Genomic DNA, 21,714 nt, shown 5'->3' with positions numbered 1-21,714 from the left:
TGTCCGATTTTACAGAATACAAAATATAGATGTAATACATAAGCGTAACAAAAAAACCCAAACTGAAATAGTTCGGGTTTTATTTGAGCTCCTCTTCTTGGACTCGAACCAAGGACCCTCTGATTAACAGTCAGATGCTCTAACCAACTGAGCTAAAGAGGAATTTTTGCTCTTTATTTTTTTATCTTCCCTTTTTACTCTCTGATTAATCCCGTACATACGGGACTCTACCAAAGAGCTAAAGAGGAATTTTGCTCTACTTTTTTGCTGAAAAGCGCTGCAAATATACATAGGTTTTTTTAATTGTCAAGGCTTTACTGAAAATTTGAAATATTTTCTTTCTTTTATTCTTATAACAGCCTATAACACTGCATTTAATACTTCTTAGATTCTTCTATAGCTTCCGTAACATTAATAACATAGTCACCTATTTTTTCGCTAAGAGAAAAAATATCAGTATAAAATACGCCCACTTTATGTTTGTATTTCTTGGCTTTTAAATCCTCAAAATGTTTAATTCTTAACTCATTTCTCTTGATGTTTATCCGTTTCTCAATAGATAGAGCCTTTTCAGGATTAACACTCCAAAGACTCTGATCCAGATTAGAGTTCATTTCTTCAAAAGATTCACGAACTAATGCCCATAACTCTTTAAGCAAATCAACCTGTTCTTCGGGAATAGTTATTTTTCGTTGATTATTTTGATCTATCACACGTGAAATCTGATAAATAACATCCGCATTACTCTCGAGATTATCTATAATTGCCAACATTGCCATTATCTTTCTTGAGCTTTCGTTACTCATCTCTCCTTCGAGCATTTTAGATAAATATGCGGCTATCTCATCTTCTATATTATCGGTTATTTCTTCATATTTTTTAATGCGTTCCAAAAGTTTAGAATATTTTTTAGGCTTTTTTTCATCAATTAATTGTGGAATAAAGCAAAACATTTTTTCTACACGCTTACCAAAATTAGCAATCTCTTTTTGAGCTAATACCGTTGATATCTCTGTTGTAGATAAAAGGCTTGTATTAATGTATTTTAATCGGAACTCTTCGTCTTCTTCATCATTTTGTTTTACAAGATAAGTAGCCACTTTAGCAATAGTATTAACAAAACCGATAAGGAAAATAGTATTTAGAACATTAAAGGTAGTATGGAATAATGATAAGCCAATAGGATACACTCCTTTTACACTTTCAAATTCGGCGGAAGAAAGATTGCCTGCTAAAATAGAAACTCCGTGATTAATATTTACAACATAATCGATAAAACCAAGAAAAGGTTTAAATAGCAGCAATATCCAAATAACACCAAATATATTAAAAAGCAAATGTGCTCTTGCCGCTCGTTTAGCGGAAGTATTAGCAACCATAGCAGCTAAATTTGCCGTAATGGTAGTCCCGATATTTTCACCCAAAACCATTGCCGCAGCCAATTCAAAAGGAATTAAACCATTGTAAGATAACACTAAAGTCAGAGCCATAGTTGCACTTGAAGATTGAATAATTATGGTTAAAATGGTTCCTATAAGAACAAAAATAAGTACAGACCAAAAGCCTAAATCAACATAGGCGGATAAAAAGCTTAATGCATCTGGATTACTTTTAATATCGGGAACAGATTCTTTCAAAAACTGTAAGCCAATAAACAGTATAGCAAAGCCAATAACGAATTCTCCCCATGATTTTCTTAGTCCGTTTTTTGAGAAGAAAAGAGGAAAACTCAATCCTATTAAAGGCAACGACAAAAAACTTAAGCTCACTTTAAATCCTAAGAGGGAAATTATCCAAGCGGTAACAGTAGTTCCAATATTGGCACCCATTATCACGGCAACGGCACCTGTTAACGACAACAAACCCGCATTAACAAAACTTACAACCATCACGGTAGTGGCTGAAGATGACTGAATGGTAGTTGTAACCAAAACTCCCGTTAGAGCTCCTTTAAAACGATTGTTAGTCATTGCGCCAAGGATGTGGCGCATTTTACTTCCTGCTACTTTTTGCAAGGCTTCACTCATTAATTTCATCCCGAAAAGGAATAAGCCCAAAGCCCCAATTAATGTAATTGTATTCCAAAGGAAAGTAAAAATAATATTCATAATGTATGATTCAAAAAATCTAATTAGAAAAAATATTGTTTAAAATTATTAAAATTTTTCATCGTATTTAGTCCATAAATCATTACCTAATTGCCAAGCTGCATCAACAACTTTATTTCCCCAGTGAATGGTATATCCCGTTAATTTTTCTTGTGCTTTCTTAGGACTTTTCCTATACAATTCTAATACTTCCTTTTCAAATTCGGAAGTATTTTCAAAAACTTCTTTTTGCATTGGACCAAAAACAGCATCAACATCTTTGTGCATATCACCCCAACGCTGTGCTGCTAAAGTACCCGTGCGATTAAAAGCCCACCAAGCCGATTTATACGTAAAGCCATTACGACCTGGGGTTTTATACGATTCGGGTAAATCTGTCGTTCCTGCGTATACCGGAATATAAATTGATGTGGATATATTATCCATTGCCAACCATTCTACTCCACCTATCATATCAGGCAACCAATCGCGACATTGAATAATAGTGCCATACATTGTATACCAACGAGCAATAGTTCGTTCGCCTAAAGCTCCCCAACCTCCATTAATACGATGTAATTTAAGAGCATCATAAGGCATATGTGGATTTGCCAAAGGCGATATAATCATTTTACCATTTTCATCAGCTACCGTTAAACTTTTACGCATATCAAATTCGGTACCTTCATAATAATCCTGAAACATACTAACCATTTTTTCAAGAGTTATCAATGTATCCGGCTTTACAGAAAAAGGATAATCGGAAGCATTTGGATCTAATCCTAAACTATGAGCAGCCAAATCAAAAACGCGCCATTCTCTTCGCCTTGAGGCTATTGAAGTACGACTATGTGGTGCATATGCGTAATTAAAACGGAATGTTTCTTTTTCAGGATTCCAATATCCCATCTCCTTTGCTACTTCAAATATATTTTTTGAAGCCATAAAATAGTCGGGATTTTCCAAATCTATTTCCTTAATCGTACTCGCATTAGCATTTACCGAAATATGATTATCCGGAACGCGTTGAGCAGCCCAGACAGCTCCTACTTTTCCTGCGCCGGGACCAACAATTTCCAGATGCCATACTTCTTTCGGATCGGAAATAGTAAGACATTCGCCATAATCGTTCCAGCCATATTTTTCTAATAACTCACCCGAAAGCTCAATAGCTTCTCTTGCCGTTTCTGTTCGCTCAAGCAACAGCAAACATAAACGCTGACAATCGATTAAACCGGCATCACTTTGCAATTCATCGCGACCGCCGAAAGTGCTTTCTCCCATAGCTAATTGTTTATCATTCATGCTTGGATAAGCTGTATTGATAAACCCGTTAGTTTTGCTCAATTGTGGTATACTGCCTATTTCGTTATGAGCATAAGCAGGCATTGCTTTAGTATTATCTTGAACACGTTTATACATCTTAGAAACTTCCCCTGCCTTATGTTTTTTAGGCGGAACAATATTAACCCAAGAGCGCGTACGATGACTATCATCTGTATGAGAAGTCATTACCGAGCCGTCGAAAGTAGCCATTTTACCAACCGTAATAGAAGTACAAGCTTCCGGATAACCGCCCTCCCAATCGCTTTTATCTGCCGTTTGAGCGTTTATAATAAAATGAGAAGTGAAAAATAAAAGAACAATGTAGTACTTTTTCATATGTTTTAATTTACTATTTGAATCGCAAAAATAATCAATAATACCAATTAACAGTTAAACTGCTCCTTTTGTTACAAAGCAATCTTATCTAATCCACAACTTTCAAGCTTCTGTGTTTTTTTTGAAATTAGGGTTTTGCATAATAAATCTGTATTCCTCTGTCGTCATCACTCAAAAAATAGCTTCAAAAAGTTTAGAATGAAGAAGTAAAAAATCTTACCTTTGACAGATGATTTTTCTTAGACTAATTCCGGTTATTTTAAGCTTTCTGATTTTGGGAGCTCACTTTTCCAGAGATAATATGAGCTCACTTATGATGATTTCTTTGGCTTTCCCTTTTTTATTACTTATTAAAAAGCCTTGGGTTCCTAAAGTGTTTCAGATTGCACTAATTTTAGGCACTTTGGAATGGTTACGCAGTTTATATTTTTATATCCAAGCTTATGAGCAAAGTGGTCAATCGTGGACTAAACTCCTTGTTATTATTGGTAGTGTAACTTTATTTACTGCCTTATCAGTATTGGTGTTTAACAATAAAGCCATTCGCAAAAGATATATTTAGACTTTTCTAAAACCTTAAACTGAATTTGAAATAAATATTTATTTCTCTATTAGCAAATAATCAATCTGCTTTTTCTGCACATCAACACTTTTAACCTTAATAATAACCCTATCGCCAAGTTTGTATTTCTTACCGTATTTCTGACCCATCACCTGATAATTTTCTTCATCTAAGAAATAGAAATCGTCTTCCATATCTTTCATACGGATCATACCTTCAACTTTACTACCAATAAGCTCAATATAAACGCCCCATTTACTGACTCCGGAAATCTGTCCTTCAAATTCTTGTCCGATTTTATCGAGCATATAAACGGCTTGCATATATTTTACCGAAGCTCGTTCTGCCTCAATAGCATAACGTTCCATTTCGGAGCTATGCTTACATTTCTCTTCTAAATTGCCCACTTTTATATTACTGCCACCAGCAAGATAATGAGCTAAAAGGCGATGAACCATCAAATCGGGATAACGACGAATAGGAGAAGTAAAATGAGTATAAAAAGGAAAAGATAAACCATAATGACCATTATTTTCTGTTGAATATATTGCTTTAGCCATAGTTCGTACAGCAATGGTTTCTATCATGTTTTTCTCTCCTTTTCCGGCTACCGATTTAAAAAGGTTATTATATGATTTTATAATATTTTTCCGAGAGCTAATATTCATATCATAGCCCAATTTATTTACAAACTGAGCAAATGTATTTAGCTTTTCCGGGCTCGGTTCGTCGTGAACCCTATAAACAAAAGGCTTTACTTTTTTCTTATCTCTTGGTTTTCCAACAAATTCAGCGACTTTTTTATTTGCTAAAAGCATAAAATCCTCAACTAAACGATGAGCTTCTTTCTGTTCTTTAATAAAAATACCAATTGGATTACTGTCTTTATCAAGCTTAAATTTAACTTCGGTAGATTCAAAATTTATGGAGCCTTTGCTAAAACGTTCTTCACGTAATTTTGATGATATTTGATGTAAAACTAATACCTCATCTTTATATGGACCTGCTTCCCCTTCTATTATACTCTGTACCTCTTCGTAAGTAAAACGTTGGTCAGAATTGATAAGAGTTCTTCCAAACCACTCCGAATGTATTTTACCCTCTTCATCTATTTCAAAGACAGCCGAAAAAGTTAGTTTATCCTCTCCCGGACGAAGAGAACAAACAAAATTAGATAAATGCTCGGGCAACATTGGAATTACCCTATCAACCAAATAAATAGATGTTGCTCTTTCGTATGCCTCAACATCTATAACAGAACCTTCAGTCACATAATGCGAAACATCAGCAATATGTACACCAACTTCCCAAAGATTATCTTTAATCTTTCGCAAGCTTATTGCGTCATCAAAATCCTTAGCATCATAAGGATCAATAGTAGTAGTAAATACATCTCTAAAATCCCGTCTTTTGGCAATTTCTTTTACTGAAATTTTATTTGGAATTTTAGCTGCTGCATCTTCTACATGTTTTGGAAAAGTAAGATCGAAATTATAATCCAAAACAATAGATTGTATTTCTACTCCATGGTTTCCCGGATCGCCCAAAACCTGCACTATTTTTCCAAAAGGATTTTTAGCATGTTCCGGCCAGGAGTCTAATTCAACAACAACTTTTTGACCATCTTTAGCTCCGTTAATTTTATCTTTTGAAATAAAAAAGTCAACAGCTACTTTTAAATCGTCTGGAATAACAAATCCAAAGCCTTTTGATATTTCAATAGTTCCTACAAACTTTGTTTTAGCTCGCTCTAAAACTTCCAAAATTTGTCCTTCTAATTTTCGTCCGTGACGTTTTGGAAAAATAAATATCTTTACTTTATCACCATTTAAAGCATCTTTAGTATTATTTGCCGAAATAAAGATATCATCACCGCCTTCGCTATTTATTATATATGCTTTTCCTGTCGATAACATATCTACTTTTCCTATTGCATACGATTTTCCCTTTCCGTAGGTAGTAATATACTTCGGACTAATTTTGTATTTACCTTGTTTAGATTCTATAAGAATTTTTTGTCTGAATAAATCAGATAATAATTCCATTATTTGTGTTTTTCCCGCCTTATCTTTAATCCCTAAACGTTTTGCCATCTGCTTATAATTGAATGCACTATATGGGTTATTGGCAAATTCGCTTAAAATATTTTTAACAAAGGGATTAGTGGAGAATTTTGAATTTTTTTTCATTTTTCATTAAATTTATAATGCACAAAAGTACATAAATCATAGCTATGCTAAGTTAAAAGAATATTATGTGTTCTTTAATAATCATTCATAATTCGAGATACAGTCGCACCTAAATTAAATAAAAACAATTTATTTTGCAATATTTTCTTAATTTGAGATTCACAAATAATTCCTTACTTTTGACTCCTACTTTAACACACATGAAAGTTTATTCCACTATTCTGGAAAAAAAACAGCAAGGTAAAAAACAAATTGCCATTTTAGTCGATCCTGATAAACATCAGGAAGCCGATTTTTACGCTATGGCACAAAGCTTTAAAGACCTTCCTATTGATTATTTATTTGTTGGGGGCAGCTTGCTATCGCAAGATTTACTCGATACTTGTCTCCAAATTTTTAAAACAGAAACATCTATTCCTTTAGTTATTTTTCCGGGTAGCGTTATGCAAGTCAACGCTAAGGCCGATGCATTATTACTACTCTCTCTTGTTTCCGGTCGTAATCCGGATTTGCTTATTGGTCGTCATGTAGAAGCTGTTCCGTACATAAAACAAGCTAAAATAGAAACCCTTTCAACGGCTTACATGCTTATTGACGGAGGAAATATAACTACAGCACAATATATTAGCGGAACTCTGCCAATCCCTTCCGATAAAGCAGAAATTGCTTCATTAACAGCACAAGCAGCAGAAATGTTAGGGCATAAATTAATTTATCTTGATGGCGGTAGTGGAGCAAAAAATACTGTCTCCGATCTTATGATTCGTCAAGTGAGAAAAGACGTTGCTCTTCCCTTAATAGTAGGCGGAGGCATACGTACAGCTGAATTAGCTAAAGCTAAATGTGCTGCCGGAGCCGATCTTATTGTTGTAGGAAATATTCTCGAACAGCAACCTGAATTGCTCCAACAAATGGTGGAAGCTGTTAAACTTTTTAGTTAATCTACACTACCGCCCCACCTCAAAAAAATTCTTTTTACGAAATCATTTAAAGCTCTCGCTTTAACATCAATTATTGTATTAATTTTGCAGTTTTAAATTCAAAAGCATTTATGGAAAACAGTGACAAAAATATTCAAGAGGAAAATAAGCCTTCCTTAAATTTTATAGAACAAATCGTTGAAAATGATATAAAGAGCGGTAAAAACGATAGTCGTGTTCACACCCGTTTTCCACCGGAACCTAACGGATATCTGCATATCGGTCATGCCAAATCTATTTGTTTAAATTTTGGTATAGCCCAAAAGTATAATGGACTTTGCAACCTGCGTTTTGACGACACCAACCCCACCAAAGAAGATGTTGAATATGTTGATTCGATTATTGAAGATATAAAATGGTTAGGATTTGATTGGGGCGACCGTCTTTATTACGCCTCCGATTATTTTGATCAGATGTATAATTTTGCTGTTGAGCTAATAAAAAAAGGCAAGGCGTATGTCTGTGATTTAAGTGCGGAAGAAGTTTCTGAAACACGCGGAACACCTTCTGTTCCTGCACAAGCAAGTCCGTATAGGAATCGTAGTGTGGAAGAAAATTTGGATTTATTTGCACGCATGAAAGCCGGAGAATTTCCCGACGGCAGCAAAACCCTTCGAGCTAAAATAAGTTTAGACTCTCCTAATATGCAAATGCGCGATGCAGCAATGTATCGTATTCGTCATGCTCATCATCACCGTACCGGCGATACTTGGTGTATTTATCCTATGTACGACTGGGCACACGGTTTAGAAGATAGTATAGAAAAAATTACCCATTCGCTTTGTACTTTAGAATTTGAAAATCACCGTCCGCTTTACGATTGGTTTTTGAATGAAGCTGAAGTTTTTCACCCACAACAAATAGAATTTGCTCGATTAAATTTGAGTTATACCGTAATGAGTAAACGTAAATTACTTGAATTAGTAACGGAAAAACTTGTTAATGGTTGGGATGATCCTCGTATGCCTACTATCTCAGGGATGCGCCGACGTGGATTTACACCCGAATCTCTACGTAATTTTTCTGATCGCATAGGCATTGCCAAGAGAAATAATGTTATTGATGTTGCCATGCTCGAACATAGTGTTAGAGAAGATTTAAACAAACGCGCCAATAGAGTAATGGCTGTTCTTGATCCTTTAAAAGTAACTATAAAAAACTATCCGAAAGATCAAAGCGAATACTTAGAAGCAGTAAACAATCCTGAAGATGAAAGTGCAGGGAAACGTATGATTCCATTTTCGCGCGAGATTTATATTGAACGCAACGACTTTATGGAAGATGCTCCTAGAAAATTCTTCCGTCTTGCTCCCGGTCGTGAAGTACGTTTACGTTACGCTTATTTTATTACTTGTGAAGAAGTAATTAAAGACAATTCCGGAAATATTACAGAATTAATCTGTACTTACGATCCTCTTTCAAAAGGAGGAAAATCGCCAGACGGTCGAAAAGTTAAAGGAACTTTACACTGGGTTGATGCCAATAATAATATTGAAGCGCAAGTACGTATCTACGATCGTTTATTCACCGTTCCCGATCCTGATGGAAACAAGGAAAAAGGCTTTAAAGAATTTCTTAACCCTGACTCATTAAATATTATTGAAAAAGCTTTTGTAGAACCATCTGTTAAGAATGCAGAAGCATTAAGCTATTATCAATTTGAGCGTTTAGGATATTTTAATGTAGATAAAGACAGCACCAAAGACCTTATGGTTTTTAACAAAACGGTGGGTTTGAGAGACTCTTGGGCAAAAGCAGGCAAAAAATAAACTACCAACTCTGATTAGATATATTTTATTGTTTTAACTTTTAATCAGTAAGTTATTCTTTTTCGATAAGGCAATAGCTGTCAAATTTTTAAAAAATGTTTACCTTTGCAAAAATGTTTTAAGCTTGCGTCAAATTCAACTCGCTTTTTAATACCACATTTTGTAAATTTTAATCCATTGCAATGAAAAAAAGGATATTATTCGTAAATCAGGAAATAACACCTTATTTACCAGAAACTTTCCAAAGTAAAATAGGTCGTTATCTTCCTCAAGGAATTCAAGAAAAAGGAAAAGAAATCAGAACATTTATGCCGCGTTTCGGAATTATCAACGAGCGGCGTAATCAACTTCACGAAGTAATACGCCTTTCAGGGATGAATTTAATTATTGACGATCAAGATCATCCACTTATCATTAAAGTTGCTTCTATACAACAAGCTCGTATGCAGGTTTATTTTATTGATAATGAAGAGTTCTTCCAAAGAAAAACAGTTCTTAGAGATAAGAAAAATGTTTTCTATAAAGATAATGATGAACGTGCTGTTTTTTATTCGCGTGGAGTTTTAGAAACCGTTAAAAAACTCGGTTGGGCTCCGGATATTATTCATATAAATGGTTGGATAGCCAGTATGGTTCCTTTATATGTAAAAAAAGCATTAAAAGACAATCCATTATTTGCGGATACCAAGGTGGTAATAAGTATTTATAACGATAGCTTTCCGGAAAAATTAGGTAATACTCTTACCAAAAAAATTAAAATGGAAGGTATTGAGGACTCCGATTTAGACGTTTTTAAAGGCGGAACATATACCGACCTTATGAAAGGCGCTTTAAAATACTCTGATGCAGTTATAATAAATTGCGATACCATAGATGCTGAAGTTCAAAAAATGGTTGAAGAAAGCGGAAAACCTGTTCTTCCTTATCCCGGAGCAGAGGATTATGTGGATACTTTTGATAATTTCTATAACAGCTTATTGGAAGAATAGCCTGTTTTATAACAAAAATTAAGATATTTCCTTATGTAGCTTTTGTAAAAGGCTTTACTTTTGCGAACTAAAATTGGTTGAATGAAGAATACATCAAGCTTTATAAAAAGCGTACTTGCACTCTTAGTTATAGGGATGCTATTTTTTTCCTGTAAAAAAGAACCTTCTCAAATAGGATTAGATATTGTTGGGAATAACCCGCTTATCGTTCACTTTTCTGATACAGCAAATGTTCAGGTATATTCTATTTTACGTGATTCCGTGCGTACTGACGAATTAGTGAACAATGTCTTGGGAGTTGTTAACGATCCGGTTTTCGGTAAAACAAAAGCAAGCCTTTATATGCAATATAACCTTTCGCTGGCAAGCTTTACTTTTGGTGATAACAGAGTCTTCGATTCTCTCGTTTTATCAATCCCTTATCAGATGACCTCTGTTTATGGAGATTCTTTAGCCCCTCTATCTTTTAGAGTATATGAGTTAAACGAATTACTTGATGTGGATACGGCTTACTATTCTAACCAAACAGCAGAATATCTGCCGGAATTACTTGGCGAGATTTCCTTAATTCCTAAGCCTATGGATAGTGTTTTGATTGATACCGTTATGGTTGCGCCTTATTTTACTTTGCGTTTATCCGACGATCTAGGTCAGCGCCTAATGTCATTTGAAGATACTATCTATTATAATAATGCGGATTTTCTTGATCTTTTTAAAGGTCTTTATTTTGAACCCGTTGATAATGGTGGTGTTGGCAACCTTACCTTTTTAGATATGTACGGATCCCTATCTAAACTAACAGTATATTATAGTAATTCTATTGATGATTCTTTAAGCTATAATCTTGTACCAAGTGCAGGATCGGCTTCTTTTCAAAATTTTGATCATTTTGATTATATTGATGCAGATGCTGATTTTTATAGCCAAGTGATAGAAAAAGACACCACTAAAGGAAAGCAAAAATTCTATTTACAAACTTTAGGTGGAGTAGATAGTTATATCCGTTTCCCTTCCCTGTTTAAGCGTGAAGACTTTGCTAAATATGCCATCAACGAAGCTAAACTGATAATCACAAATATAGATCCGGATAATATGTTTGCAGAAGCTGCTAATTTGTCTTTATTACAAAAAAGATATTCGGATGTTGACAGTACAAGTAACTATTATTATCTTGAAGATACAGGCGGCGGAGATGAATATTTTGGCGGTTACTACAACAGCTCATCCAAACAATATGAGTTCAGAATTACAAGATTTATGAAAGACTATATTGCCGGCAAATTTGATACAGATAATATTCTATTGCAGATTGTAGGTTCAACTAATAAAGGATCTCGTTTAATTGGAGCAGGATATGATCCTGATGTCAATCCTGAATCGCGAATTCGACTGGAAATGATTTATACCGAATTGGAAGCTGATAATCAATAAATTATAAAAAAAGCATCTGTCAGCATTCGACTGAGCTCTCACCGAGATCTGACGAATGCTTTTTTTATTTTATACTTTCCATAATTGCATTTACTACATTATTGGCACCATTATAAATATCTATTATACTGGCATCGAGCATATAACAAGGAGTTGTAAATACTTTGTAAACAGCATCTTCAATAACATCGCCATGATTGGTATTTATATGTATTCCACCCATAGCCTCAATGGCATTAGCGGTATCTTTATCTTGTCCTATAGTTACTTTTACACCTTCTATAACTCTAGCAACAACTGCCGGAGCAATACATAAAGCTCCTATAGGCTTTTTTGCACTAAGCATGGCTTTAATAGAATTTTCGACATCTATATTAACACTACATTTTGGTCCGTCAAAAGCTAATGAAGACAGGTTTTTTGCAGCACCAAATCCTCCGGGAAACAATAAAACATCAAAATTCGACGCATCAAATTCTGTTAAAGCCTTTATTTTTCCCCTTGCAATACGTGCCGATTCAATAAGAACATTGCGCGTTTCGTCCATTTCTTCACCACTTATATGATTTATAACATGATGTTGAGGAGTATCAGGTGCAAAAATTTCATATTCGGCTCCTGCTTGTGCAATAGCCAATAAACTTAAAGTAGCTTCATGTATTTCTGCTCCATCAAATACACCGCTACCAGATAAAACCACAGCAAATTTTTTCATAATTAATCCGTTTAAAAATTCTCTTAATCAAAGATACAAATTCCTAAAAGAAAAAACGACACCAAAAGTAAATGTTAATTATTTAATTTCTGTATACTCTCAACTAAACCGTTTTTTTTTATTTACATTTGAAACTATCGTTGCTTTTTAATAAAAAATGTAATTATCTTTGTCACAATAAGTTACTATATTTTTATTTAAATATTTGGTCAGTCCGAAAATATGTAGTTACTTTGTGAGCGAATACTAACTAACTTTTTTATAATGTTATCTAAAAGACAAGAAGAAATAATCGAAAAGTCGATACAAATTATCGATGAAAAAGGGATACAAGGTTTAACTATTAAGAACATATCAAAAGCCATTGGAATTTCTGAACCAGCAATATATAGACATTTTGATAGCAAATTTGATATTCTTTGTACCGTTTTGAACGGGTTTAAGGAAGACCTTATGCAAAGAGTACAAATATTGGAGCAAGATAAATCCGAGCCTCTTATTAAAATGCAAAACTTTTATACACAAGTATTGCATCGTCTTGCAAATAACCCAAGCTTAGTTTCTGTTATTTTTTCTGAAGAGATTTTTCAAAACGAATCTCGATTAGCTAAAAAAGTGATGGAAATTCAACAAATGAATGAGGAGATTGTGAAAGGCATGCTCATAAAATTAAAACAAGCAAAACAAATTTCAGAAAGCGCTAATATCGAAATGTTTACTATTCTGTTTTTTGGATCTATGCGCCAATTGGTTAGACAGTGGAAATTTAGCGGCCATAATTTCAATCTCGTTGAAAAAGGAAATATCCTATTCTCAACACTTATTCAAGCATTGAAACACTAATTACTAATTTATATATCATGCAAAAAATACTTTTAAAATTATTAAAAACACCTTGGTTAATTCTGGGAATCAGCTTGATTCTAACCGTAGTCTTCTTTATGAAGATGAAAGAAAATTCGCGCATGGAAACAGACCTAGACGAATATATGCCCAAAGATCATCCGGCTTTTGTTTATAGCGATATGGCCGAAGAATGGTTTGGCATTAACGATGGAATTATTATTGCATTGGAAAACAAAAATGGTGTATTCAATTCGGAAACACTCGATACTTTAAAAAAACTTACAAGAAAACTACAAAAACTTGAACAAATTAATAAAGATGATGTAACTTCTTTATATACTGCCGATAATATTATAGGAACAGAGGAAGGGATGGATGTTAAAGCCTTTTACAAGCGCGTTCCAAAAACTCAAGAAAAACTAGATAAAATTCGAGAGAATGTACTTAATAACGAAATGGTATTCGGTCGTTTAGTTTCTAAAGACGAAACCGTTACAGTAGTTATTGCCGAAATAGAAGATGGTGTTTTTTCGCAAGAATTTTATAAGGAAATTCTTGATTTAGCAGACTCTTATCAAACAGATGATATAAAAATTTATGTGGCAGGGCGACCAATTATTGAAGGCACTATGGCATTACTTGGTCCTGCCGATATGAAAAAAATGGTTCCTATTGTTTTATTAGTAATTACAATAGTTCTATTTATCACTTTACGAAGCATAAAAAGTACTATACTAACCATGTTAGTAGTGTTTTTGTCTACCATCTGGGCTTTCGGTTTAATGGCAATGGTAAATATTCCTATATATGCCGTATCAACAATGATTCCCGTAATGCTTATAGCGATTGGAGTAGCGGACGGAATTCACCTCTACAGTCATTTACAATTATTTTTGATGCATAACCCACAAGCAACAAAAAAAGAAGCTGTAAGTGATATGGTAGTTAAAATGTGGAAACCTGTTATTATGACCTCTGTAACTACTGCTGTTGGTTTTGTTTCTTTACTTACTTCACAAGTATATCCAATAAAATACTTTGGATTATTTGCCTCTTTTGGTGTTTTAATGGCTATGGTATTTTCCTTAGTCTTCATACCTGCCGGAATTTTAGCCTTTGGACTTCCAAAAGTAAAAGCCTCAAAAAAGAAACAAGGAGGAAGCAGTTCACATTTAGCAGATAAGTTAACTAACGGAATCTTAAAATACAAACAAGTTTCTATTATCGGAACAGCAGTCTTAATTGTTGTGATGATTATTGGAATGCAAAAAATATGGATTAACTCCAGCTTTTTAGAAAAATTTGAAAAAGACAGTGATATCGTTTTAACTGATCATTTTATTAATAGTCATTTTGGAGGAACAACCACCTTAAACCTAATTTTAGATGCTAACGGAAAAGAAAATGCTTTTAAAAACCCTCAAGTATTAAAATTGGTTGATAAAATGCAAAGTAATTTAGTTGATTCTTTAGCTGTTGTAGGAAACTCCTTTACCTTAACTGATTATGTAAAACGAATGAATAAGGTAATGAATGCCGATGATGAAGCATTCAACAGCATTCCTGATGATCAAGATATGATTGCTCAATATTTATTGCTCTATGAAATGTCAGGCGATCCGGAAAATTTAAATGCTGTTGTAGATTACAATTATTCTAAACTAAATGTCAATTTTCAACTAAAAAGCGACAACTCCAAAGCTATAAATTCTGCTATCGCTGTAATTGACACTTACAATAAAGATTTTAACGATTTAGGTATTGATATTAAATATGCCGGAAGCGGATATAAAGGATTAGTATTTACAGATCTTATACTCGAAGGACAAGTTATGAGTCTTATCCTTTCCATCATTATTGTTATTGTTCTGCTTTCGTTAATGTTTAAGAAATTTACCATCGGATTGATTGGTACTGTTCCTATTTTAATTACTACGGTTATAGGATTTGGTGTTATGGGATTTTTAAATATCCCTCTAAACTCAACAACAGCCCTGCTTTCAAGTATTGCTATAGGAATAGGGATAGATTATGCCGTTCACTTTATTGAACAATATCGGCACAATGCTGAGACGAGCAATAACAGTTTAGAAATTGCTCAAAAAACTATGGCTCATTCCGGTCGTGCCATTAGTTTTAATGCTGTGGTTGTCATTTTAGGATTTATGGTTTTAGTATTTTCCGTATTCCCACCTAACCGTGAATTAGGTGCTTTAGTATCCTTGAATATGTTTACCAGCTTTATAGGTACACTTACCATTATGTTAGTTTTAATGAATCAAACAAAAGTTTATCTTAAAAAGAAAAAGTAAAAATGAAAAATCTAAAACATCTTGTACTTATTGCTGTTCTTTTATTAAGTTCAACTATTGGATTCGCGCAACAAAGCGATTGTATAGCTGTTGACATGCCCAAAGAGGATGTTAATCAAGCTGAAAAGGAAAGCTTGCTACATATGTATGAAGAAGAAAAATTAGCCGGCGATGTTTATAAAACATTGTACAGCAAATGGGATCTTCGCATATTTTCAAACATATCCAAAGCAGAAGATCATCATCAAAGCAATGTCGCATCTTTACTTGATAAATATGAAATAGCATATGAAAAAAACTTGGAAATTGGTAGTTTTCATTCTTCTGAATTACAGAAACTTTACGATGCTTTAATTGCGCAAGGAAACGAATCTTTACAACAAGCTCTTGTGGTTGGTGCAACCGTTGAAGATGTGGATATTTTCGACCTGGAGAAATATCTAAAAGAAGATGTTGATAGTAAGGATATCTCTTTGGTATATTCCAATTTGCTCCGAGGTTCAGAGAACCATATGCGTGCTTTTACACGTTGGCTAAACAGATATGACATCAATTATCAAGCACAATACATTTCACAAGAAAAATTAGAAAAAATAATCTCAAAATAAATAATATTATGAAAAAATTTAAAATATCCATTCTTGTCCTAATCTTTGGTTTAGGCATATACAGCTCGTTATCGGCACAAGATTTAAACGGAAAACAAATTATAGAAAAGGTTTATAATAGACCTACTCCTCCTATGCAAACTGCAACTTTAACAATGACTTTAACCAACAAAAGCGGAAACACACGCATTCGTACAATTAAACAATTTACAAAGGATCTTGGAAAAGTAGAAAAGAGCATTATGTTCTTTCTAACTCCTGCTGATGTTAAGAACACCTCTTTTATGAATTGGACTTATGATGATGATAACAAAAGTGATGACCAGTGGATTTATCTTCCTGCCATTAAAAAAACTAAACGTATTTCAAGCGATAGTAAAAGTGATTATTTTATGGGATCTGATTTTACTTACGACGATTTAGGCGATCGTAAATTAGAAGACGATACACATACACTTATTGGCGAGGAAACTATAGATGGCAAAGAATGTTATGTTGTAGAAAGTGTTTCTAAAGACGAAGATTATATGTATTCTAAAACCAAGACATGGATTATTAAAAATGATTTTATTGGTCTTAAAAAAGAATTCTACGATGAAGATGGCGACCTTTTAAAAATCCTTCATATTAAAGAGTACAAAGACTATGATGGTTTCTTAATCATAAATTTATCTGAAATGGAAAATGTTCAAAAGAACCACCGTACAACTATGGATTTAAGGGATATTAATATTACAAACAAAATACAAGAATCTTTATTTACCGAGCGTATGATGATGCGCGGAATGTAAAAATATAATTGGGAATAATGGCTTTTAAAAAAGTTTATCTAATTAGTTTTATTGTTCTACTGCTAGCACAAATAGCGGTAGGACAAGAAACTGATATAAACAAAGGCATCATAGATTTAACAACAGTATCTCAAGTTAACCAAGGAAATAGTTATTTTACTATTTTAGGCGGTGTTGGAAATATTGATCCTCTTTGGTTTGAAGCTAATTTTGTTCCTAATTTTTATATCCGAAAAAGTAAGAATGCTCGTTTAATGGGAGTACTAACACCGCAAATAATTCTTCGTATGTATCAAGAAGAATCTTTTCCGGTACGTACACCAAGCTATATTCCACAAATAACTGTTTATTATGCTTTAGGAGAACGACCACCCTTTAGTCATTTGAATCTTTTCGGACGTATAGCTCATCATTCTAACGGGCAAGAGGGAGATTCTTTTCTCGAAAACGGAGAAATCAATCATATTACCGGTAATTTTGCAACCAACTACCTTGAATTTGGATTTATTAAAACCAATTATAATCCTCGCTTTAAAGCAATGCAGTTTTATAGCTCATCCATCGAATATCATGCTCCGGGCTTTACCACAAACGAATTGGAAGGACTCTTTAGCACACTACGTTGGCATTCTTCTTTCTCAGTATTTAAGTTGAACAGAAAACGTGATGCTAATAACAAGGGCAAAGCATTATTCTCCATAAAAGGAAAATCAACCATTCTTTTTGGTGATGTAAGCAATTGGAAAACATTTGACAAAAAAAGGCTCGAATTGAGCTTAACGGTCTCTTATTATCCTACAGGTTTAGAGGATGTCGGTCTTTTTGTGTCTATTTTTAGGGGCAGAGATTATTATAATATTTATTTCGACAGACAACTCTCTCTTATCAGTTTTGGAGTTGTAACAGAGATACTTAGATTCAATAATTAAAAAAATAAAATATAACAAATGAAGAAAATTAACATACTAATCATTTTAACGCTTCTAATAACTCCTATGCTAAAATCACAGGATGTAGATATTTCCGGATATGCCAGAAATTATACCGGAGTTTTATTTGATAGTGGCGACTTCTCAATATTACAAAATACACTTAATTTGAATTTTGAGAAACGTGGAAGCAAAGTAGCTTTTAAAGCCAATCCTATGCTTTATTCTTATAATACAGATAGTTTGAAATTTAATATGCGTGAGATTTATCTCGACTTATATTTCAATAATTTCGATATCCGTATTGGTAAACAACAAGTAGTTTGGGGTAAAGCCGATGGCGTTTTTATTACCGATGTAGTTTCACCCTTAAACCTTACAGAATTTCTTCTACCTGATTTTGATGAAATCAGATCCGGTGTTTATGCTACAAAAGTGGATTATTATTTCGGAAACAATACTTTTGAACTTATTTGGATTCCGTTTTTTACAGCAATAGAAACTCCAGCATCAAATTCTATTTGGTATATTCAACCCGAATTTCCTATTCAACCAACTTTTGATAATAGTAAGAAAAACGTAACCCCCAGTCTGGAAAATAGCGAAGTGTTTGCCAAGTTTACAGGAATAACTTCTTTTGTAGATTTTGAAATTATGGGAGGCTATACTTGGGACGATATACCCGTGATGCACGTAAATAAAACTTTTGGAATGGATCCAAACACACAATCTCCAATTTTAACAACTTTAAATGTTACTCCCGAATATCACCGCTTAACACTTGGAGGAGGATCATTTAGCACACAAATAAAAGGTGTGATATTTAGAGGTGAAGCTGCTTATTATAATGGAAAATATTTCCAAACTGAAGATATACAAGCTGTTGATGCTTTAGTTGAAAAAGACTATTTGCATTATGTTTTAGGACTCGATTTTAATATTAAATCCGTAAAATTCAGCACTCAATTTATTCAACAGTATATACTGGATTACGAACCGGGAATGCTAAGTCAGGAAACCGAAAATACCTTAACATTTTTAGCTCATGCTGATGTACTACGAGAAACACTTCATTTAGAGCTCTTCTCTTACATAGGACTTAGTAATGAAGATGCCTTAATTCGCCCAAAAATCACTTACGACTACGACGATAGTTTTTCTATTTTATTAGGAGCAAATGTTTTTGTAGGCGATGAAAGTGGACGCTTTGGACAGTATAAAGACAACTCCATGGCTTACATTAAAATAAAATACAGTTTTTAACAGATTCAGCTTTGTTCAAAACCTGTTCCGGCCACAGCTTATTTGCTGTGGCTTTTTTTATTGCTTTAATTTTTCTGCTGTTTGCCGAGTATAATTTGCTAAACTCTCAACATAGGTCAAAATTGCATTTGCATCTTCATTGCTTTCATCAAAAAGACTTAATTTCTCCAGTATTTGATTGAACATATTTACCGCTAAAACATCGGCATAAATGGGCTGCTTTGAAAAAGGAAACACATTTAATACTTTGCTGATAATGTCTTTAAAAAGTAAATCGTGTTTAAAGCCCGGGAAATAGAAAAGACCGTCTTTAATCCATTGCTTAATGCCCAAAGTTTTTTGGTTAATTCGCTCGACTTCTTTTAATAGATTTGGGAATTGTTCTGCCACTTGTTCTAAAGCCGCCGCAAAATATTCTCTATCAAAAACTACAATTTTAGTTCTTGTATTTAATTTAAATATTAACTGCTCAATAAAGTGTTGGTATTCCTCACACCGACCGGAAAATAAACTATTTTCCTTTTTATTATCAAACAAAAATGCATAAGCAAAAAGCTGATTTTGATAAGGTTTATCGCCAATGCATTGCGGAATAGCTTCTTGTCGTGCAACAAAACCTAAATAGGCTGTATGCTCCGGCAAAGCAGATAAAAGAGCCTTTAAATCTTCCGTAACAAAGGCTTGTTTTTTTGCTAAACTTTCAAGCTGCTTTTCTACTAAAGGATTTTCCCATTCCTGAGCTTGTAACTTTTCGAGACTGAAAATACCCTGATTCAACAGCTCCCTACGTTCATCTCCACTCAAAGCGGGAATTTTAAAAATATCTGTTGGTTTTTTCTTCCAGCAAAAGCCTAAAAAATCGCAATTATATGGAAAAAAGCAATGAGCTCCAACCTCAACTTTTGGCGAATGAGCTTCTGTTAAAATCTGCAATTCAGCTTCAATTTCTTCGGCAATTTGAGCTTGTTTTTCTTTTATCTCCGAACTAACATCTTGCTTGATAAAATAGGATTGTACATCTATTTCATTCTCCACTCCTAAGCTGTAATTCTCATTAACATAAACTAAAGAAAAGGAAACTAAATCCAATCCACTATTTGTAATTACATAATACTGCAAAGCGGCATCTGTAAAATAGGTTTCTGAAAGGCTAAGCGAACTTTTCACCTCATAAGCCTCCCAGCCTTTTTCGGTTTTCACTAAAATATCGAGCATTACCAACACTTTATTAAACTGAAATGTAGCTTCGTAAATAATGCTTTGCCCTTCTGCAATTAGTTCTTGTGTTCTGATAGCAGATTTTTGGTATTGCGATGGTGATTTTGGAGAAACATCTATCCCTCCCGGAAAAAGCTGTTGAGCCATATCCCCTACTTTATGACCACGTTTAAATTTTGCTCTTTGTTCAGCACTCAATTTATCGCGCAAAAAAGGTCTTTTTTTATGCAGATAAAGTGCTTTTAAACATTGATGACCTTTAATAAATGTCGATTTTGAGAGTATATGTTTTTCCATTATTCTTATCTGTTTTTACTTTATCGCACAAAAATGATTTTAAAATATTATTTTACACAGTTAAATTATATTCTTCAAAAACAGCATTAACGGCATCTTCATAAGCATCAAAAGATTTACATTTTTTAAGTTTCCGATAAACTCTATTTGGTTCATCAAAAGCATTGGCTAAATATGTCCAATATTCTTTTAACGCACTTAATAAGCTAAGTTGATTATTTTTTTCTTTTCTGTAAGCGTAATACAAATTATCGACAAATAACTTAAGATGGGATTTTAAATCAACCGGTAAATCCAAGCCTTTAATTTGGGCAGGGAGAAAAGGATTTTTGAGGATTCCTCTACCTAACATTATACTATTTACACTAGGAAAATTATTTTTAAATTCTATAAAATCGTCGAGGCTGAAAATATCACCGTTATAAGCTACGGGAGAATTTATTTGAGAAACAATATCAGCAAAATATTCTCTATTTATTTCCCCGCCATACATCTGTTTTCCGGTACGTGCGTGAATAGTAATTTCTTTAATAGGATAATGATTAAAAATAGGTATAAGTTCGTCAAACTCATTTTTAGATTCATAACCTAATCTGCATTTTATAGAAAAAGGGATTTTTATTTCTGCGCTTACTTTTTGCAGAATATCATTTACTAAATTAGGATATTGTAATAAGCCGGAACCTGATTTTTTATTGGCTACTTGTGGATAAGGACATCCTAAATTCCAATTTAGCTCTTTAAATCCCATTTGTTGGCAATTTTGCGCAAACCAAATAATTTCATCAGCATCTTTACTTAAAATTTGCGGAACGACTTCTATATTATTCTCTTTTTGATTTTTTAGAGCTTTAATATCTTTTAAACTTAATTTCTCACCGGCTTTTATATTAGCAAAAAAAGGAGTAAACATTTTATCAACTCCTTTGAAATATTGTGAATATATATTACGAAAAGTAGGAGTAGTAATGCTCTGAAAAGGAGCAAAATAGATATGAACTTCTTGTTTCATATTAAATTTCAGTTACTATAATAGTATAGCGTCTTTGGCGTTCCATGTGATCCT

17 protein-coding genes and 1 tRNA gene are annotated in these 21,714 nt (G+C 33.6%); 11 read left to right on the top strand and 7 right to left on the bottom strand.

Going from position 1 to position 21,714, the window contains the following annotated elements; genetic code table 11:
- Positions 1–88: 88 nt before the first annotated feature.
- The 3 genes from J7K39_09295 to J7K39_09285 all read right to left on the bottom strand — a co-directional run bounded on the left by J7K39_09295 (position 89) and on the right by J7K39_09285 (position 3,749).
- Positions 89–162, bottom strand: a tRNA-Asn gene (locus J7K39_09295).
- Between the two features lie 212 nt (positions 163–374).
- A complete protein-coding gene (locus J7K39_09290; GenBank protein ID MCD6180083.1) occupies positions 375–2,102 on the bottom strand; it encodes a Na/Pi cotransporter family protein in 1,728 nt (575 codons plus the stop codon).
- A 54-nt stretch (positions 2,103–2,156) separates the two neighbouring features.
- Positions 2,157–3,749 carry a C69 family dipeptidase gene (locus J7K39_09285; GenBank protein MCD6180082.1) on the bottom strand — a complete coding sequence of 531 codons (1,593 nt, stop codon included), beginning with the start codon at positions 3,747–3,749 and terminating at the stop codon, positions 2,157–2,159.
- A 229-nt stretch (positions 3,750–3,978) separates the two neighbouring features.
- Between J7K39_09285 and J7K39_09280 the strand changes: the two genes are divergently transcribed.
- Entirely contained in the window at positions 3,979–4,311 is a 333-nt protein-coding gene (locus tag J7K39_09280; protein MCD6180081.1) for a hypothetical protein, read from the top strand.
- Positions 4,312–4,349: 38 nt separating this feature from the next.
- Here the strand turns inward: J7K39_09280 and rnr are convergent, their stop codons facing one another.
- Positions 4,350–6,500: a ribonuclease R gene (rnr, locus tag J7K39_09275; protein ID MCD6180080.1), complete on the bottom strand. Its 2,151-nt coding sequence runs from the start codon at positions 6,498–6,500 to the stop codon at positions 4,350–4,352.
- A gap of 200 nt (positions 6,501–6,700) precedes the next feature.
- Between rnr and J7K39_09270 the strand changes: the two genes are divergently transcribed.
- The 4 genes from J7K39_09270 to J7K39_09255 all read left to right on the top strand — a co-directional run bounded on the left by J7K39_09270 (position 6,701) and on the right by J7K39_09255 (position 11,669).
- Positions 6,701–7,441: a geranylgeranylglyceryl/heptaprenylglyceryl phosphate synthase gene (locus J7K39_09270; GenBank protein MCD6180079.1), complete on the top strand. Its 741-nt coding sequence runs from the start codon at positions 6,701–6,703 to the stop codon at positions 7,439–7,441.
- 110 nt (positions 7,442–7,551) lie between these two features.
- The gene (locus tag J7K39_09265; protein MCD6180078.1) at positions 7,552–9,249 is read left to right on the top strand and encodes a glutamine--tRNA ligase/YqeY domain fusion protein; all 1,698 of its coding nucleotides are present in this window, start codon (positions 7,552–7,554) and stop codon (positions 9,247–9,249) included.
- A gap of 182 nt (positions 9,250–9,431) precedes the next feature.
- Positions 9,432–10,238 carry a glycogen/starch synthase gene (locus J7K39_09260; protein ID MCD6180077.1) on the top strand — a complete coding sequence of 269 codons (807 nt, stop codon included), beginning with the start codon at positions 9,432–9,434 and terminating at the stop codon, positions 10,236–10,238.
- A gap of 81 nt (positions 10,239–10,319) precedes the next feature.
- The gene (locus J7K39_09255; GenBank protein MCD6180076.1) at positions 10,320–11,669 is read left to right on the top strand and encodes a DUF4270 domain-containing protein; all 1,350 of its coding nucleotides are present in this window, start codon (positions 10,320–10,322) and stop codon (positions 11,667–11,669) included.
- Between the two features lie 64 nt (positions 11,670–11,733).
- On the opposite strand, the gene elbB is transcribed toward J7K39_09255, so the two are convergent.
- Entirely contained in the window at positions 11,734–12,384 is a 651-nt protein-coding gene (gene elbB, locus J7K39_09250) for an isoprenoid biosynthesis glyoxalase ElbB (GenBank protein MCD6180075.1), read from the bottom strand.
- Between the two features lie 264 nt (positions 12,385–12,648).
- Here elbB and J7K39_09245 point away from each other — a divergent pair, with 264 nt between their 5' ends.
- From J7K39_09245 to J7K39_09220, 6 genes are read left to right on the top strand one after another with little or no spacing between them, the layout of a single operon-like run.
- A complete protein-coding gene (locus J7K39_09245) occupies positions 12,649–13,227 on the top strand; it encodes a TetR/AcrR family transcriptional regulator (protein ID MCD6180074.1) in 579 nt (192 codons plus the stop codon).
- A 17-nt stretch (positions 13,228–13,244) separates the two neighbouring features.
- A complete protein-coding gene (locus tag J7K39_09240; GenBank protein ID MCD6180073.1) occupies positions 13,245–15,542 on the top strand; it encodes an MMPL family transporter in 2,298 nt (765 codons plus the stop codon).
- Positions 15,543–15,544: 2 nt separating this feature from the next.
- The gene (locus tag J7K39_09235) at positions 15,545–16,150 is read left to right on the top strand and encodes a DUF2202 domain-containing protein (protein ID MCD6180072.1); all 606 of its coding nucleotides are present in this window, start codon (positions 15,545–15,547) and stop codon (positions 16,148–16,150) included.
- Positions 16,151–16,158: 8 nt separating this feature from the next.
- Positions 16,159–16,941 carry an outer membrane lipoprotein-sorting protein gene (locus tag J7K39_09230; protein MCD6180071.1) on the top strand — a complete coding sequence of 261 codons (783 nt, stop codon included), beginning with the start codon at positions 16,159–16,161 and terminating at the stop codon, positions 16,939–16,941.
- Positions 16,942–16,958: 17 nt separating this feature from the next.
- Positions 16,959–17,870 carry a hypothetical protein gene (locus J7K39_09225; protein MCD6180070.1) on the top strand — a complete coding sequence of 304 codons (912 nt, stop codon included), beginning with the start codon at positions 16,959–16,961 and terminating at the stop codon, positions 17,868–17,870.
- Between the two features lie 18 nt (positions 17,871–17,888).
- Positions 17,889–19,133: a hypothetical protein gene (locus tag J7K39_09220; GenBank protein ID MCD6180069.1), complete on the top strand. Its 1,245-nt coding sequence runs from the start codon at positions 17,889–17,891 to the stop codon at positions 19,131–19,133.
- Between the two features lie 57 nt (positions 19,134–19,190).
- Here the strand turns inward: J7K39_09220 and J7K39_09215 are convergent, their stop codons facing one another.
- Together J7K39_09215 and J7K39_09210 are read right to left on the bottom strand one after the other, a co-directional pair.
- Positions 19,191–20,648, bottom strand: a complete 1,458-nt coding sequence (locus J7K39_09215; protein ID MCD6180068.1) for a DUF2779 domain-containing protein — start codon at positions 20,646–20,648, stop codon at positions 19,191–19,193.
- A 52-nt stretch (positions 20,649–20,700) separates the two neighbouring features.
- Positions 20,701–21,660: a tRNA-dihydrouridine synthase family protein gene (locus tag J7K39_09210; GenBank protein MCD6180067.1), complete on the bottom strand. Its 960-nt coding sequence runs from the start codon at positions 21,658–21,660 to the stop codon at positions 20,701–20,703.
- Positions 21,661–21,714: the final 54 nt, after the last annotated feature.

The organism is Bacteroidales bacterium (genome assembly GCA_021157585.1).
Classification (GTDB): Bacteria; Bacteroidota; Bacteroidia; order Bacteroidales; family UBA12170; genus UBA12170.
The sequence above is the reverse complement of the archived record's forward strand: the minus strand, read 5'-3'. Positions and strand labels throughout refer to the sequence as shown.